This window comes from Paenibacillus sp. UMB7766-LJ446, from assembly GCF_030226665.1.
In the GTDB taxonomy this organism is placed as follows: Bacteria; Bacillota; Bacilli; order Paenibacillales; family Paenibacillaceae; genus Paenibacillus; species Paenibacillus vandeheii.
The window spans coordinates 911884-927187 of record NZ_JASOYM010000001.1; the positions used below are offsets into that span (position 1 = coordinate 911884).

The window sequence follows — 15304 nt, forward strand, 5'->3', positions numbered from 1 at the left end:
TTTTAGTTCGATGTCAACTCACGCACATTTACCCGCCAAATAGAATATCAAGAATGGTACCCACCTGGCCCTGTTTTTTCCCTTTCAACACATCCGGATCGAATACTTCAACATATCCACAGGAAGAACAGGCGACGAAGAGATAATGATTGTGCTGAATATCGAACATTTTGCTAAGTCCAGCTCCTGACATGGACACTTCCTTAATATTGCAGTCCGTCCCCCTGCATTTGGTACATACAAATCGTCGTTCTATCATCTCTTCAATACTCAATATTGTTCCCCCCTCATTCGAATGTATGACATCAAGCAAGAGTAGATTATGTAAAATAGTACGCTGTCCGCCATGCAATCTCCTGCATTCCAACGGGATTATACAATACAAAACCCTGCCGATGACCAGCAGGGTCTTGTACTCGAACGTCAGGTATCCAAGGATACACTGCTCTATATGTTCCCTCTACTCCTAGGAGTCAGGTCTTAAACTACATTAAGTACCACATCAATATTGCCGCGTGTTGCTTTGGAGTAAGGACAGAAATCATGTGCCTTGCGCGCCAGATCTTCGGCTTGACTGTGATCCACACCAGGCATGCTTACGTCCAAGCGTACCGACAGCTGGAAACCGTCATCCGCAGGGTCTTTGCCAATGGATACATTGCTGGTTACCACCACATTCTCCAACTTCACGCCTGCTTTGCGCGCCACATTGGCGAGGGCACTCTCATAACATGCACCGTATCCAGCTGCAAAGAGCTGTTCAGGGTTGGTTCCTTCACCACCAGGGCCTCCAAGCTCTTTTGGCATTTTCAGATCATGCTTGAGCACACCATCCGAAGAAGCCACCGAACCTGTACGTCCACCTTTAACTGTCGCTGTTGCTGTATATAAAGCTTCCATATAAGAATCTCTCCTTCACCTTCAAATTTTTTAATGCCTACTATTCAATTTAAACTTCTGGCTTATTTTGAAACGCATCTTGTTCCTTATTCAGCTTTTACATCTTTATTATTTTCATGCACGTGAGATGCACATTGGTTATTTATTAAGGGTTGGGTAATATACTAAGGCACAACTCCTTCTCCGGTAAATCTTGTCCTTCTACACAAAAGTTGCACTAGACAAAAATAATTGAAGGAGTACAATGTAAGTATCAACATAAACGTTTAGACATATCGAAAGTAGTTTAATTACGTTTTTGATTTTGATTTCATTTTGATTTCAATGTTCAAATTTAATCAAAGGAATGACACCGTTCCTCTTCATATAGAATATCAATACTTCAAAGTCGGGTGATTATATTATGAGTAAAAAAAATCCGTTCAACGCTCCTTCCAATGAACCATTGGCTGCGGGTATGGCCCCATCTCTCGGAGAAGCCCACAGCTCCATGAAGGTGCCTCAGAACGCTGCTTGGTGGAAAAAATTCCTTGCTTTTGTTGGGCCGGGTTACCTGGTTGCCGTTGGATATATGGATCCCGGGAACTGGGCAACTGATATTGCAGGTGGTTCACAATTCGGTTATACGTTATTGTCCGTTATTCTGATTTCAAACCTGATGGCTGTTGTGTTACAGTCTCTCGCTGGTAAGCTCGGGATTGTCACAGGACGGGATTTGGCGCAAGCCTGCCGCGAACGATTCAGCATGCCTGTCGTGATGGTGTTATGGATATTGTGTGAGCTTGCGATTGCAGCCACCGACCTTGCGGAGGTTATTGGTTCAGCCATCGCACTCAAGCTGCTATTCAACATTCCCATGTTATATGGCGTCATTATTACAGCAGTCGATGTTCTCGTCATTCTTTTGCTGCAAAATAAAGGCTTCCGCGCATTGGAATCGCTCGTTATTGTGCTGATGGCTACCATCGCCCTCTGCTTCGGGATTGACCTGTTTCTCGCTAAACCGGATATGGGTGGCGTCATGCACGGCTTTGTACCAAGTGCCGAGATTTTGCAAAATCCAGCCATGCTCTACATCGCCATCGGCATTATTGGCGCAACCGTGATGCCCCATAATCTGTATCTGCATTCTTCTATCGTACAGACCCGTCAGATTGAAAAGACAACTAAGGGTAAAAAAGAAGCGATTCTGTATACCACCATGGATTCAACCATCGCTTTAACGCTGGCCCTGTTCATCAATGCAGCCATCCTGATTGTGTCTGCTGCCGTGTTCCATAGTGCAGGCATGACCCAGGTTGCGGAAATTACGGATGCTTACCATCTGCTGACACCTTTGCTGGGAACCACTATCGCCAGCGTCCTGTTCGGTGTAGCCCTGCTGGCTTCAGGCCAGAACTCAACACTCACCGGCACACTGTCCGGTCAGATTGTAATGGAAGGCTTCCTGAACATTCGTATTCCGGCGTGGCTTCGTCGGCTGGTAACACGTCTGATTGCAATCATCCCGGCCGTTATCGTAACAGCTATTGCCGGAGAGCACGGAACAGAAGAACTGCTGATTTTGAGCCAGGTTGTGTTGTCGCTGCAGCTCCCCTTTGCCGTTATTCCACTGATCATGTTTACGAGTGACAAAAAAAGCATGGGGGATTTTGCTAACAAGCTGTGGCTCAAAATCATCTCCTGGATCATTGCCGGAGTAATCGTTATCCTGAATGTGTATCTGATTATCCAGACCATTCTGTTGTTCTAGGTTACATGGAACTACACTCTATATTGTCTAACTCAAAAAGGCTGATCAACTCAAGTAATGTATACCTTGAGATGATCAGCCTTTTATATGTTCGAGCAGCAACCTAATCCAACCTGATCCATACCGATTAGATTAGCTCTTAAATACGCTTTTAGTTTATTTATCAATTTTGAGTTACTATCAACAAGGGAAGTAGTTCATCCAGTGATTCAACCGTCCAGTCCGGACGCTCTGCATCTGCTAGCTCCGGCTGGAACCTGCCATACCCCTGCAAAATTCGGATCGTGTGCATACCCAGCTTCTTAGCCGGAATAATATCATTATCAATCCGGTCGCCGATCATGACCGCTTCCTCCGGTTTACATCCCGCCTGTTTCAGAGCTACAGCATATAATTCAGGATCAGGCTTGGACACTCCTTCTTCAGCTGAACAGGCCAGCACATCCACGTACTTGCGCAAACCGTAGCTATCCAGCCGATTTTCCGTCCCCGGGCTCTGATTGGCAATGATGCCAATCTTATAGTGCTGCGACAACGTCTGGAGAACAGCGTCGGCTGACGCGAAGGGGCGCTCAAGCTCTTTGCGGAACTTCAGCTTCTCCTGTATCTGTTCCCGGTGCCCCTCATCGCTGATCAGGGTACGAATAGCCAGTTTCATCGGCCATTGCTCGTAATTTCGGTAGGAGGCGGCAAATAGTTCTCGTACTGTCTGCATCTCCACCTGATAACCAAGCGCACAAGCTTCTCGAACGAACTGACCGATAATATCATCCACCGGCTCCCACTCGTCCACAAGCGTATCCCCCACATCAAAGAACAACCATTGTATTCCACCTACATCCGGCACGCCTATTCCTCCTCGTTAGCCACAGGAAATTCATTTCCCCATTTCCCAAACCATAAAAAAGAAGACCCACCATCATGCATGAGTCTCCTCAAGATTCCGTATATTTATGATTTCAATTATAACAGGCAGCTGACACTGGATCAATCACATGAATAGTACTAACCACTAACCATTAAGCAGAAACCCAACTTCCCCATTCAAGGAATACACAATACGGTCTGCTCCCATTCCCCGGTAGATCCCTTTAGGGTGGCTTTGTTCTGTAATGACACATAGGGACTTGGATGTCCAGGAGCGGCAGATCTGCAAATAGCGGCAGGTCAGGTTTAGGCTATTTTCAAAAATAAAAACATTGCCTACACTGCCTTGCGGCAAAAACCATTTCTGAGCTGCAGCCGTGTTCATGCGAATGACATGCTCCACACCAATTCTCCGGAGCCTGCGCTCTTCCCCTGCACTGTTGGTCAGAACGGCAAACGGCATTTTTTTGTACATCAGCAATTTGATAAATTTACGTCCTGCTTCATTTGGAGCAGTAACTAAGATCATCTCTTTATCCATCATTCGTTCCTCCCTTTGCGTGAAAAGACAACAAAAAAGAAGCGTGGGGGACCAAGGCCTCCCGGACGCTTCTTCAATAATCCATAGCAAAAAGACACTATGAACCAGCGTACGGCTTGTTGCCTCTCCCTTTAACGCTTACGAGGTTAGCTGACGGATTCGGGCGCGAGAGTCGCCCTATTTCCGGCTGTCACCGGAAAATTCACCCCATGGATGCCTACTGTCCTGGACAGTTCATCCTGTTGGTTCCCCCGTTTCCCACCCATGAATGAATGGAAACTCAGCGATTAAAACATCGTTCCATTATGTTTCTTAATCAGAGCGATATTATCGTTTGTTTCGTTTTTCATGTAAAATTTAATTGAAATTGGAATTACGATATGAATCATACACCCGTGCCATATCGGTGTAAAGTCTGCGCAGATCACCGAATCGACGGATTTTTGCCATTTCACATCAATAATAGCGCTTACAACACATCCATTCTCTACCCATCTCTTCAAAGCTCTCTAATTCTCTCTTTAGCGAAATTCAGGTAGCAAAACATTCACAGTTCATACACGAGAGGTCCAAATGGCGTTAAAAAAGCAATATTAATTTTGCAATATTTAATTGTAATCAATATAATAGATGATAGAAGAATATGAAATGGAGGCGATTTTCATGTCAGTCTACGACTACAAAGTAAACACCCTTCGCGGTCAGGAAGTTGAGATGTCCAACTATCGTGACAAAGTACTGCTTATCGTGAATACAGCAAGCCAATGCGGCCTCACACCTCAATTCAAAGGTCTGCAAGAACTCCAGGACAAGTTCAAAGATTCCCCATTTGAAGTTCTTGGTTTTCCAAGCAACCAGTTTGCACAGGAAAAAGGCTCTTCTGATGATATTGCCGAGTTCTGCCAGATGAACTATGGTGTCAGCTTCCCGATGTTTGAGAAGATTGATGTGAATGGTTCAAGCGCTCATCCTCTATTCCAGCATCTTACCAAAGAAGCACCAGGCGTACTCGGCTCCAAAGCCATCAAATGGAACTTCACCAAATTCCTTGTGGATCAGAACGGACGTGTTTTGAAACGGTATGCTCCCAAAACAACACCTGATAAAATTGAAGCAGACATCAAAGAATTGCTTAAATAACAAGTGAAGGCCATCCGACCCCTGCAGACAGAATGAGCATGCATTCAGGGAAACGGGTGACCTTTTTTGTCTGGACTCATCTTTACTGTAAAAAAAACATAAAAAAGAAGCTCCCCATACGGGAAGCTTCTTCTTAATCGTTCTTATGATGCGGTCGAGAGGACTCGAACCTCCACGGGTATACACCCACTACCCCCTCAAGATAGCGTGTCTGCCATTCCACCACGACCGCATGTCGTAAATAATCGGCAACAGAGTTGATTATACCCGTTTCAAGTTTAAATGTAAAGCATTTTTAATATTATCATTTTAACTGCGCTTTCCCTTCCAAAAATCGTATAATCTCGTCATTTTCTCCTAAAAAGCACATATGATTAAAATTGATCCCGTTTTTATATCCGAGCAGGCTGATCACTCTACTTCCTTTATAAGGAACAATTACTCCATTCACCCTTCATAATATAACTTTAAATGTTATAAAAATTAACACAAATAAGATTTTAAATTTAAAAAGCAAGAAACTATTGACAAAAAGCGGATATTTATGTGAATATATATATCATATAATTCGGATTTATGAACAGAAAACGAACTAAAGCGGAGTATAAATGTTATTTTACATAACATTTACCGAACGTAGGAGGCGAAAGATTGTGAACCGTGGGAATAAGCTGCTCGATTACGTCAAACTGCTTGATTCCTCTATCCAGGTCGGAGGGTTCACCCATTCCTTCGGTATGGAAACCCATATCACTGAAGGAACCATTCGCAGTGCTGAAGATCTAGAATCATTCATGCGCTGTCAATTGCACCCCAGTATCGTGCGTCTGGAAGGTATGGCGATTAAAGGCATATACACCGCCACAGATCATAATGACGCGTGGCGTACAGCCCTTATCGACAAACTCGTTCATGTCCAGCGCACCCCAGCAAACCTCAGAGAACATGCCTCTACAATGGGAAAACGACTGATTAAGCTGGCTCGTGCACTCCACCCCTGGATTGATTTTAGCGAGCTTGAACAAACTCTGGCTAAGTATGAATCCGTTGGCTGCCTTTCCACTGTTCACGCCTGGATTAACCACCACCTCGAAATCCCTGTCGAGGAGGCAGTCCTTGGTTATCTGCATTCAGCCATGAGTGCCTGCATAACCGAAGCCTCCAAAGTGATTCCCCTCACTCCCGATACAACCCAGGACCTGTTGGTTCGCCTCGCCGCAGACCTGGAGCATGAATGGCATACCGTCAGCGCCTCCGCTGCGGATGGACTGGTACAACCAGCCTCAATGTCCATGAAAACATTGTTCCCCAGCTTCCATATGCTTGGAGCAGGACTTCACGCCTACAGGGCCTGATCTTTATCCCCTTCACCTCCATACAACTCACCTCCTCATACAGTAAAACATGAAAAACACGCCGCAACCTCATTGCTGGCGTGTTTTTTATGTCATTCATGTTGTCTATTTAACGTAATTACGCCATTTAACACATTAAAATACACTTATTTCCGTCTTTTTTAATTGTTAGATGACGCAAATACGTATATAATAAATTATACAGCTCGCATATCTATATATTCTACATCAAGAATAACCGGCTGAATACTACATTCCACTGAGGGGTGAACCCTTTTGAACAAAAAGAAACCTGTGACTCCTTTCGGATGGGCCATCAAACGAAGACTAACCGAACTCCAGGTCGACCAAAAGACATTTTGCGAACAGTACAACATCCCGCCATACCGTCTGTCCAATCTCATCCATGGGACACGCAAAGCAACCCGGTTCAGGAACCAGGTCGCCGACATTTTGGATATTCCAGATGATTTAAGATAAGATTTTCTGCCAAGGAGGAGCTCATTTCATGAGGTACTTAATATCCGATCTGGAGAGATTATCGTTCCAGTCCATGCAACACCAGCTCATCATCGTCGACCATAACTGGATCATCCGCAGCTGCAATACGGCTTGGCAACAGGGACTCGGGCAACTGCTTCCCAAACCGGGCGTATCCGGCCACTCCAGCACCACACCCGAAACATCTTATTACCTTCGTTTAATAGAGGGGTGGACATTACGCGAGGAACAAGCAAAGAATGCGAAGATCGTTCAGGAGTTGAAAAGTATTACTGCACCTTTTAAAGACAGTCATACATATGACATCTTCGTTCAAACGGTCCACAACGAACAACGGTGGTTCCGTCTCGAACTCACCCCATTGATTCAGGCCGACCCATCCCTGCTGTCTGATCTCGCACTGATTGCACACACGGATGTTACCGAACAGAAACAGACAGAACGCCAATTGAAGAAAGCTCTGTCCGAAGTGCGCACGTTGCGTGGACTACTTCCCATTTGTGCTGTCTGCAAACAGATTAAGGATGAACAGGACAGCTGGAATTCAGTTGAAAGTTATCTGGAGAAGCATACTCATGCCGAATTCACCCATGATATCTGCCCGGATTGCATCCGAAGACTATATCCGAAGTACTCCAACATTCTGGACAAGCACGCCTAAACTCTCCCTACACCACGAACCTTAGCTACACAGACAGATGGTGCTCAAACTGCGACATATCCAGTTCCCGCGGTGTTCCTTGCAGTGCAATTGCCCCTTTGTCCATTACATAGATATAATCTGCAGCACCGCGTACAAAATCAATGCTCTGCTCTACCAGCAAGATGGAGATCTCACCCTTTGCTTTAATTTGCAAAATAACCTGCCGGATATCCTCTACGATGGAAGGCTGAATGCCTTCTGTCGGCTCATCCAGAAGCAACAGACCAGGCCTTGAAGCCAGCGCGCGGGCAAAGGCCAACTGCTGCTGCTGCCCGCCACTTAGATCACCACCCTGCCGTCCATACATTGTCTCAAGCACCGGAAACATGGCCAGCACATCCTCCGGGAACGTCTTCACTCCTGAGCTGCTTGTCTCCAGACCCAGCAACAGATTTTCTTTTACTGTAAGCTGCGGAAAGATTTCCCGTCCCTGCGGCACATATCCAATTCCCGCCCTGGCCCGCCTGGCCGGGTCGTGGGTGGATAGTTCCTGACCTTTCCACTGAATACTTCCCTTCCGCGTTTTAAGAAGACCCATCAATGTTTTCATCAAGGTGGTTTTCCCTACACCATTGCGCCCCATCAGGCACACCACCTGACCCGGTCGGACATCCAGATTTACGCCGCGCAGCACATTGCTTTCCCCATAACCAGATTCAATTTGTTGCAGCGACAGCATGGTCATCCCTCCTTTTGCCCAGATACACTTCAGCCACTCTCGGATCTTCCTGCACTTCCGCCATCGTACCTTCCTTTAGCAGCTTGCCTTCATGCATCACCGTCACTTTGGCTGCATACTCGCGTACAAACTCCATATCATGCTCCACCACCACAACAGACCGTTCTCGTGCAATTTCCTGCAATAGGCGGCCTGTCTTATGTGTCTCTTCATCCGTCATTCCCGCTGCCGGCTCATCCAGCAGCAATACACGGGGTTCCTGCAGCAGCAGCATGCCAATCTCGAGCCACTGCTTCTCCCCATGGGATAAGGCCCCTGCACGCGCATCCACACGGTCCTGCAAACCAATTTGGTGCGTAATCCGCTCCATCGCAGGATTTATTTTCGAATACCGCTGAATACCTAGCGCCTGTAAAGGAGAACGACGAGTTTCCGCAGCCAGCGTCAGATTCTCCTGCACGGTCAGCCCAGCAAAGATCGATGGGGCCTGGAACTTGCGTCCTACCCCTTTCCGAACAATCTGGTGCTCCTTCAGGCGTGTCAGATCCGCACCATCCGCCATCTTCACCGTACCGGAGACAGGCTTGGTTTTGCCACAAATGACATCCAGCATTGTCGTTTTCCCCGCACCGTTCGGGCCGATCAGAAAATGCAGATCATGTTCATACAGCTTCAGATTCATGCCTTTGACTGCAACAAAACCGCCAAATGCCACCGTAATTCCCTCGGCAACCAGCACTACCGGAACCTCAGTAGACTTTAGGTTTTTCCTGACTGACTGGAACATGCACAACCTCTCCTCTCCGTTTCAGCAAGCGCACGACATGACGGTACACACCAACAAGCCCATTCGGCATGAACAAGACCACCGTTACAAAGAGCCCTCCAATGACAAACAACCAACCTTCCGGATAAGCTTCACTGATACCCGTTTTGGCGGCGTTGAGCACCACAGCTCCAATTACCGCACCAATAAGCGTCCCCCGACCGCCCAAAGCAACCCATAACACCATCTCAATTGAAGGCATGATTCCCATCATGGAAGGCGAAATGATCCCTACCTGGAGCACAAATAACATGCCAGCAATTCCCGCCAGCGCCCCGGAAAGGGCAAAGGCCAGCGTTTTGAAACCTGCCGGGTCATATCCAAGAAAGCGAACCCGATTCTCCCCATCCCGCGCAGCTTCAAGCACCTGACCGAACCTGCTGTTCACCACCCGGCGACAAAGCAGATAAGCGAGCACCAGAACGGCAAGCGTTATATAGTAGAGAGCAATCGTTGTCCCTGCCGAATGAAGGGTAAAACCAAAGATGGCATTATATCCCGTTATACCGTTGGTCCCTCCCGTCCATTCCTGTTTGCCAACGAATAACGTCACTGTAATGAGAACTAAAGCTTGGGTCAGGATTGTAAAATATACACCGGTGATCCGGTTACGGAACGTGAACCACCCCAAGGCAAAGGCCAGCAATGCCGGAAGAGCAATGCCCAGCACTAGCGCCACCGGAAAGGAACTGAATGGCTCCCAAAACCACGGCAGACCACTAAGACCACTCCATCCCATAAAGTCCGGAAGTGTTGTACCACTAGCCTGCAGCTTCAGATACATTGCCATGGCGTACCCGCCAAGTCCGAAGAATACGCCATGCCCCAGACTAAGCACCCCTCCATATCCCCAGATTAGATCCAGACCAATCGCCAGAATGGCCAAGGCCAGGAATTTCGCCAACAAACTAAGCCGGAATTCCGTGGAAATAAGCGGAGCCAGACACATCATGATCAGGACAACGGCCCAGATGATCTTCATTTTCAGACTACCCGTCTTGAGAAGTGCAGACATTACATAACCCCCTTTTTCGCATTAATCCAGACTCCGGGTCCGTATGGCAACGAGCCCGCGCGGCTTCCATTGGAGAAAAGCTACAATACAGACAAATACCAACACCTTGCCGATGGAGGCGGAGGTATACGTTTCGAATAACGTATTGAACATGCCAATTCCGAGCGCACCACACACGGTCCCCGCCAGTTTCCCGACACCACCTAGCACAACCACCATGAATGCATCCACGATATAATACGTACCCAGTGAAGGGCCAATCGGGCCAATGAGCGTCAAGGCACATCCAGCGATCCCGGCAATGCCCGAACCAATGGCAAAGGTCATGCCATCCACTCGTCTGGTGGAAATCCCAAGACAGCCCGCCATACTTCGATTCTGCATCACCGCTCTCATCCGTCTCCCGGAAGAAGTCCGATAAATGTACAAGTACATACACAACAACACAATCGCAACCAGCACAATAATGAAAATCCGTTTGTACGGAAACACAATGCCGTCCGCGATGGTCAGACCTCCGTTAAGCCAAGCCGGACTGGATACTCCTACATTTGGTGCTCCAAATATCGTTCGGGCCAATTGTTGCAGCATCATACCTACGCCCCATGTCGCAAGCAGACTGTCGAGCGGCCTCCCATACAGATGTCTGATCAGCACCACTTCCAGCAACCAGCCTATAAGAGCCGCCACACCAAAGGCGATAGGCAAAGCCACAATAAAATAGACATCAAACCACGCTGGCGGAGCGTATGAAATGAACAGGTTCTGCGTCACATACGTTGCGTAAGCGCCGATCATGATCAATTCACCATGAGCCATGTTAATGACATTCATCAGTCCAAACGTAACTGCGAGCCCTAAAGCAATCAGCAGCAGGATGGAACTGATGCTTAACCCATTGAACAGTTGCAGGACAAACATATCCATCGCCTTTCCCCCCTCATGCTGTGAACATCTGAAACGAAAATGGATACAAGACACCATTTCCATTCCACATCAACGCTTTACCGTAATGTTGTATGAGGGTGTGTTGTCTCACCCTCGTCAGTTATTCAGCAGTTTTGACGTGAGATGCCTTTGCTATTTGTTACTAAGGGAAGCACCCCATTCGTACGTTTTCAGATACGGATCAGGTTTGACTGGAGCGCCCGAGTTCCACAACTCCTTGAACTGTCCATCTTCCTGCACTTCGCCTATCCGCACCGTTTTGTAGATATGCTGGTTCTCTCCATCCACCGTCACTTTTCCTTCCGGTGCATCGAATTCCAAACCTTTGGCGGCCTCCTTCACCTTTTCAACATCGATTGATCCGGCTTTTTCTACAGCTGCTTTCCACAGATACACCGCCACATATCCCGCTTCAATCGGATCGGCCGTCACCCGATCAGCTCCATATCTTTCTTTATATTTCTCTACAAATGTTTTATTTTCAGGAGTATCTGTTGTCTGATAATAGTTCCACGAAGCCAGATGCCCTTTCAGCACATCCGCACCAATCCCCCGGATTTCTTCCTCCGCCACACTCACTGACAGAGTGGTCAACTGCTCCGAAGAGATCCCGGCATCCTTCAATTGTTTGAAAAAGGCGACATTGCTGTCCCCGTTCAGCGTGTTGTACACAATATCCGGCTTGGCAGCCTTGATTTTGCTGATAATCGTACTGTAATCCGTATGCCCCAGCGGTGTATATTCTTCGCCTACCACTTCGCCACCTTCAGCTGCCAACTGGGCTTTAATGACCTGATTGGCCGTTTTCGGGAACACATAATCTGAACCCAGCAGGTAGAACTTCTTGCCCCTGTTCTCCAGCAACCAGGTTACAGACGGTACGATCTGTTGATTCGTTGTGGCTCCTGTATAAAAAATGTTGGGTGATGATTCCAATCCTTCATATTGCACCGGATAAAACAACAGACCTTTGTTCTGTTCAAACACCGGAAGCATCGCTTTCCTACTCGCAGAGGTCCATCCGCCAAATACAGCGGCTACTTTGTCCTGCTGCAGCAGCTTTCCTGCTTTCTCCGCAAATGTAGGCCAATCGGAAGCGCCGTCCTCAACCACAGGCTCGATTTGTTTACCCAGAACTCCGCCCGCTGCATTGATCTCTTCAATGGCAAGCATCTCCGCATCCTTAACCGACACTTCACTGATCGCCATCGTTCCACTCAGGGAGTGAAGAACACCTACTTTAATCGTATCTCCGGACGAAGCAGGTTCTCCCGTCCCACCGGAACCCGATGCCTCAGGCGGCGCGCCACCTTCCACACATCCCGTCAACGCAATGACTGCACCGAGCAAAACACTCCATAACTTGACCGACCTTTTCTTCAATAGCCTACACTCCCTTTTTTTAGTCTATTGACGAACATTAAGGTCATATACGTCCGAAATGTTCGTTGATCCAAATTATGGAGGGTCACACTCACCGTGTCAATAATGCTTACACAATTTTATTTCTTGCATACTCGTTTCATGCATACTGCTAATATAATCAGAACCATATTGACAAAGGGTCCACCCTGTGTGAGTATATTTAACATATAACATGATCCATGACGATATAGACTATCTAAGGGAAAGGTCGGATTGCCTTGCACTGGACTGAACAGGAAAAAGAAAAACTCCTGATTACCGTGGCCGCTAACCTCGCCCGCGAACGCAGAGGACGCGGACTAAAACTGAATGTTCCCGAAACAATCGCATTATTGACCTCCGAACTTATGGAACGCGCACGCGATGGCATGAGTGTCGCAGAGTTGATGAGATACGGCGGCACGATCCTGACACGTGCAGACTGCATGGATGGTGTGCCCGATATGATCCCTGAGGTACAGGTGGAAGCCACTTTTCCTGACGGAACAAAACTGGTCACGGTCCATGAACCTATACGCTGAGAAAGGCAGGAGAACTCCATGATCCCTGGTGAATATCGCTTAAAACAGGATGATGAGATCATCTGTCATCCCGATCGCTCAACCGTGCGTCTGATTGTACTGAACCGCGGCGACCGTCCCGTTCAGGTCGGTTCTCACGTTCACTTCTATGAAGTCAATGCTGCGTTGGACTTCGATCGCCCTTCCTCTTTCGGCCACCGCCTGCACATTCCGGCAGGCACTGCGGTCCGGTTTGAACCCGGTGAAGAAAAACCGGTCGAACTCACCACATTTGGCGGCAAACGTCAGATTTATGGATTTAACGGATTAACTGAGGGTTCGGCAGATCAGCCACCTGATCCACAGAAACTGGAAACATTTCTGAAGGCCTTCGCACCCCCTGTGCAGAACGGAGGGGACCCTATATGAAACGAATGAGCCGGGAACAATACGCGTCCATGTTCGGGCCGACGACCGGGGATGCCGTCAGATTGGCAGATACAGAACTATGGGCGGAGATTGAGCATGATTATGCGGTCTATGGGGATGAAAGCAAATTCGGCGGGGGCAAGGTTATTCGTGATGGAATGGGTCAGTCCACATCTGCCCTTCGCAGTGATGGTACGCCTGATACAGTCATCACCAACGCCGTCATCATTGATCATTGGGGGATTGTAAAAGCAGACATCGGCATCCGCGATGGCCTCATCTGCGCAATCGGCAAATCCGGCAATCCGGATACGATGGACGGAGTCGATCCTGCACTGGTCATTGGCGCTTCAACTGAAATTATTGCCGGGGAAGGCATGATTGTGACCGCTGGAGGCATTGACACCCATATTCATTTTATCTGTCCTCAACAGATTCAAACGGCATTATCTTCAGGAGTAACAACCATGATCGGCGGCGGCACAGGACCTGCAACCGGCACCAAAGCCACTACTTGTACACCCGGAGCCTGGCATATCCACCGCATGCTGGAGTCCGCAGAGGCATTTCCCATGAATATCGGTTATCTCGGCAAAGGCAACAGTTCCAGCACCGCTCCATTAATTGAACAGATTGAAGCCGGTGTCATTGGACTGAAGCTGCATGAAGATTGGGGCACAACGCCAAGCGCTATTGATGCCTGTCTGACCGCAGCCGGAGAGCATGATGTTCAGGTAGCCATTCATACCGATACGCTGAACGAGACCGGATTTCTAGAAAATACACTGGCAGCCATTAACGGACGCACGATCCATACCTACCATACGGAAGGTGCTGGCGGCGGACACGCTCCAGATATTATTCGCGCTGCCGGAGAGTCATACGTCATCCCCTCTTCAACCAATCCAACTCGTCCTTACACACGCAATACCGTAGAAGAACATCTCGATATGTTGATGGTTTGTCACCATCTGGACCCGTCCATCCCTGAGGATGTTGCCTTTGCCGATTCGAGGATTCGTCCCGAAACGATCGCGGCCGAAGACATTTTGCATGATCTTGGCGTATTCAGCATCATCAGTTCCGATTCGCAAGCGATGGGCCGGGTTGGTGAAGTCATCATTCGCACCTGGCAAACCGCCGACAAGATGAAAAAGCAGCGAGGCAAGCTTGAACTGACCTCAGGCTCCCCTTCCGATAACGATCGGATCAAAAGGTATGTTGCCAAATATACGATCAATCCGGCTATTGCTCACGGTATAGGCCATCTCGTCGGTTCCGTAGAGGTAGGCAAGCTTGCAGACCTGATCGTCTGGAACCCGGCCTATTTCGGAGTAAAGCCCGAGATGGTCATCAAGGGCGGCATGATCACCTTTGCCCAGATGGGTGACCCCAACGCTTCGATCCCTACGCCGCAGCCCGTATTCGGTAGACCAATGTTCGGTGCCTACGGCGGCGCAATTGCCAAAGGGTCGATCACTTTTGTCTCCCAAGCCGCAGCAGATGCAGGAATCAAGGAGACATTGGGCTTGAACAAACGCGTAGAACCTGTCAAAGGCTGCCGCTCCGTGAGCAAAAAGGACATGATTCATAACGACGTCACCCCCGTCATCGAAGTCGATCCCGAAACCTATGAGGTTCGGGCCGATGGTGAACTTCTCACCTGCGAACCTGCGGATGAATTGCCGATGGCTCAACGCTATTTCATGTTTTGACAAAGGG

General features: G+C 48.2%; 17 protein-coding genes, 1 tRNA gene, 1 pseudogene and 1 riboswitch. Of the genes and pseudogenes, 8 read left to right on the forward strand and 11 right to left on the reverse strand.

What is annotated here, in order from left to right; translation table 11 throughout:
* Nucleotides 1–28 precede the first annotated feature (28 nt).
* Complete coding sequence (locus QP794_RS04610) at nt 29–274, reverse strand: zinc ribbon domain-containing protein (protein WP_024629326.1); 246 nt, start codon at nt 272–274, stop codon at nt 29–31.
* 206 nt (nt 275–480) lie between these two features.
* A complete protein-coding gene (locus QP794_RS04615) occupies nt 481–900 on the reverse strand; it encodes an organic hydroperoxide resistance protein (RefSeq protein WP_024629325.1) in 420 nt (139 codons plus the stop codon).
* A 457-nt stretch (nt 901–1357) separates the two neighbouring features.
* Between QP794_RS04615 and QP794_RS04620 the strand changes: the two genes are divergently transcribed.
* On the forward strand, nt 1358–2653 hold the full coding sequence (locus QP794_RS04620) for an Nramp family divalent metal transporter (RefSeq protein WP_285075222.1): 1296 nt from the start codon (nt 1358–1360) through the stop codon (nt 2651–2653).
* Between the two features lie 163 nt (nt 2654–2816).
* Here the strand turns inward: QP794_RS04620 and QP794_RS04625 are convergent, their stop codons facing one another.
* Together QP794_RS04625 and QP794_RS04630 are read right to left on the reverse strand one after the other, a co-directional pair.
* On the reverse strand, nt 2817–3500 hold the full coding sequence (locus tag QP794_RS04625) for an HAD family hydrolase (protein ID WP_285075136.1): 684 nt from the start codon (nt 3498–3500) through the stop codon (nt 2817–2819).
* A gap of 165 nt (nt 3501–3665) precedes the next feature.
* Nucleotides 3666–4064: an HAD family hydrolase gene (locus QP794_RS04630; protein ID WP_228469185.1), complete on the reverse strand. Its 399-nt coding sequence runs from the start codon at nt 4062–4064 to the stop codon at nt 3666–3668.
* 117 nt (nt 4065–4181) lie between these two features.
* Nucleotides 4182–4357: riboswitch (cyclic di-AMP (ydaO/yuaA leader) on the reverse strand.
* A 367-nt stretch (nt 4358–4724) separates the two neighbouring features.
* Here QP794_RS04630 and QP794_RS04635 point away from each other — a divergent pair.
* Nucleotides 4725–5201, forward strand: coding sequence for a glutathione peroxidase (locus tag QP794_RS04635; protein WP_024629320.1), 477 nt, complete (start codon nt 4725–4727; stop codon nt 5199–5201).
* On the opposite strand, the pseudogene QP794_RS33125 reads toward QP794_RS04635, so the two are convergent.
* Nucleotides 5177–5245: pseudogene (locus QP794_RS33125) on the reverse strand (hypothetical protein); the annotation flags it as partial. The gene QP794_RS04635 and the pseudogene QP794_RS33125 sit on opposite strands and share 25 nt — an antisense overlap.
* 105 nt (nt 5246–5350) lie before the next feature.
* Nucleotides 5351–5433: transfer RNA gene (locus QP794_RS04640), tRNA-Leu, on the reverse strand.
* A 421-nt stretch (nt 5434–5854) separates the two neighbouring features.
* Here QP794_RS04640 and QP794_RS04645 point away from each other — a divergent pair.
* The 3 genes from QP794_RS04645 (at nt 5855) to QP794_RS04655 (ending at nt 7718) form a co-directional block, all read left to right on the forward strand.
* Nucleotides 5855–6556: an urease accessory protein UreF gene (locus QP794_RS04645; RefSeq protein ID WP_285075137.1), complete on the forward strand. Its 702-nt coding sequence runs from the start codon at nt 5855–5857 to the stop codon at nt 6554–6556.
* A gap of 276 nt (nt 6557–6832) precedes the next feature.
* Nucleotides 6833–7036, forward strand: a complete 204-nt coding sequence (locus QP794_RS04650) for a Rha family transcriptional regulator (protein ID WP_079350817.1) — start codon at nt 6833–6835, stop codon at nt 7034–7036.
* 28 nt (nt 7037–7064) lie between these two features.
* The gene (locus QP794_RS04655) at nt 7065–7718 is read left to right on the forward strand and encodes a nitrogen regulation protein NR(II) (protein WP_285075138.1); all 654 of its coding nucleotides are present in this window, start codon (nt 7065–7067) and stop codon (nt 7716–7718) included.
* A 25-nt stretch (nt 7719–7743) separates the two neighbouring features.
* Here the strand turns inward: QP794_RS04655 and urtE are convergent, their stop codons facing one another.
* The 5 genes from urtE to urtA all read right to left on the reverse strand — a co-directional run bounded on the left by urtE (nt 7744) and on the right by urtA (nt 12611).
* The gene (urtE, locus tag QP794_RS04660) at nt 7744–8439 is read right to left on the reverse strand and encodes an urea ABC transporter ATP-binding subunit UrtE (RefSeq protein WP_285075139.1); all 696 of its coding nucleotides are present in this window, start codon (nt 8437–8439) and stop codon (nt 7744–7746) included.
* Nucleotides 8417–9226 (reverse strand): urea ABC transporter ATP-binding protein UrtD, encoded by an 810-nt coding sequence (urtD, locus tag QP794_RS04665; RefSeq protein ID WP_285075140.1) that lies wholly within the window; start codon nt 9224–9226, stop codon nt 8417–8419. The genes urtE and urtD overlap by 23 nt, the downstream gene beginning before the upstream one ends.
* Nucleotides 9189–10280 (reverse strand): urea ABC transporter permease subunit UrtC, encoded by a 1092-nt coding sequence (gene urtC / locus QP794_RS04670; RefSeq protein ID WP_285075141.1) that lies wholly within the window; start codon nt 10278–10280, stop codon nt 9189–9191. Before urtC ends, urtD begins: the two co-directional genes overlap by 38 nt.
* Before the next feature lie 21 nt (nt 10281–10301).
* Nucleotides 10302–11207: an urea ABC transporter permease subunit UrtB gene (urtB, locus tag QP794_RS04675; protein ID WP_285075142.1), complete on the reverse strand. Its 906-nt coding sequence runs from the start codon at nt 11205–11207 to the stop codon at nt 10302–10304.
* A 153-nt stretch (nt 11208–11360) separates the two neighbouring features.
* Nucleotides 11361–12611, reverse strand: a complete 1251-nt coding sequence (gene urtA / locus QP794_RS04680) for an urea ABC transporter substrate-binding protein (RefSeq protein ID WP_285075143.1) — start codon at nt 12609–12611, stop codon at nt 11361–11363.
* A gap of 260 nt (nt 12612–12871) precedes the next feature.
* On the opposite strand from urtA, the gene QP794_RS04685 reads away from it, so the two are divergent.
* From QP794_RS04685 to ureC, 3 genes are read left to right on the forward strand one after another with little or no spacing between them, the layout of a single operon-like run.
* Nucleotides 12872–13174 (forward strand): urease subunit gamma, encoded by a 303-nt coding sequence (locus QP794_RS04685; protein ID WP_285075144.1) that lies wholly within the window; start codon nt 12872–12874, stop codon nt 13172–13174.
* Nucleotides 13175–13192: 18 nt separating this feature from the next.
* The gene (locus QP794_RS04690; RefSeq protein WP_285075145.1) at nt 13193–13582 is read left to right on the forward strand and encodes an urease subunit beta; all 390 of its coding nucleotides are present in this window, start codon (nt 13193–13195) and stop codon (nt 13580–13582) included.
* Nucleotides 13579–15297, forward strand: coding sequence for an urease subunit alpha (gene ureC, locus QP794_RS04695; protein ID WP_285075146.1), 1719 nt, complete (start codon nt 13579–13581; stop codon nt 15295–15297). The genes QP794_RS04690 and ureC overlap by 4 nt, the downstream gene beginning before the upstream one ends.
* Nucleotides 15298–15304 lie beyond the last annotated feature (7 nt).

Coding starts and splice junctions, on each gene's coding strand:
- urtE (WP_285075139.1), bottom strand. CDS start 8,439: ATGCTGTCGCTGCAACAAATTGAATCTGGTTATGGGGAAAGCAATGTG.
- QP794_RS04620 (WP_285075222.1), top strand. CDS start 1,358: ATGGCCCCATCTCTCGGAGAAGCCCACAGCTCCATGAAGGTGCCTCAG.
- ureC (WP_285075146.1), top strand. CDS start 13,579: ATGAAACGAATGAGCCGGGAACAATACGCGTCCATGTTCGGGCCGACG.
- QP794_RS04630 (WP_228469185.1), bottom strand. CDS start 4,064: ATGATGGATAAAGAGATGATCTTAGTTACTGCTCCAAATGAAGCAGGA.
- QP794_RS04615 (WP_024629325.1), bottom strand. CDS start 900: ATGGAAGCTTTATATACAGCAACAGCGACAGTTAAAGGTGGACGTACA.
- urtD (WP_285075140.1), bottom strand. CDS start 9,226: ATGTTCCAGTCAGTCAGGAAAAACCTAAAGTCTACTGAGGTTCCGGTA.
- urtB (WP_285075142.1), bottom strand. CDS start 11,207: ATGGATATGTTTGTCCTGCAACTGTTCAATGGGTTAAGCATCAGTTCC.
- QP794_RS04690 (WP_285075145.1), top strand. CDS start 13,193: ATGATCCCTGGTGAATATCGCTTAAAACAGGATGATGAGATCATCTGT.
- QP794_RS04655 (WP_285075138.1), top strand. CDS start 7,065: ATGAGGTACTTAATATCCGATCTGGAGAGATTATCGTTCCAGTCCATG.
- QP794_RS04635 (WP_024629320.1), top strand. CDS start 4,725: ATGTCAGTCTACGACTACAAAGTAAACACCCTTCGCGGTCAGGAAGTT.
- urtC (WP_285075141.1), bottom strand. CDS start 10,280: ATGTCTGCACTTCTCAAGACGGGTAGTCTGAAAATGAAGATCATCTGG.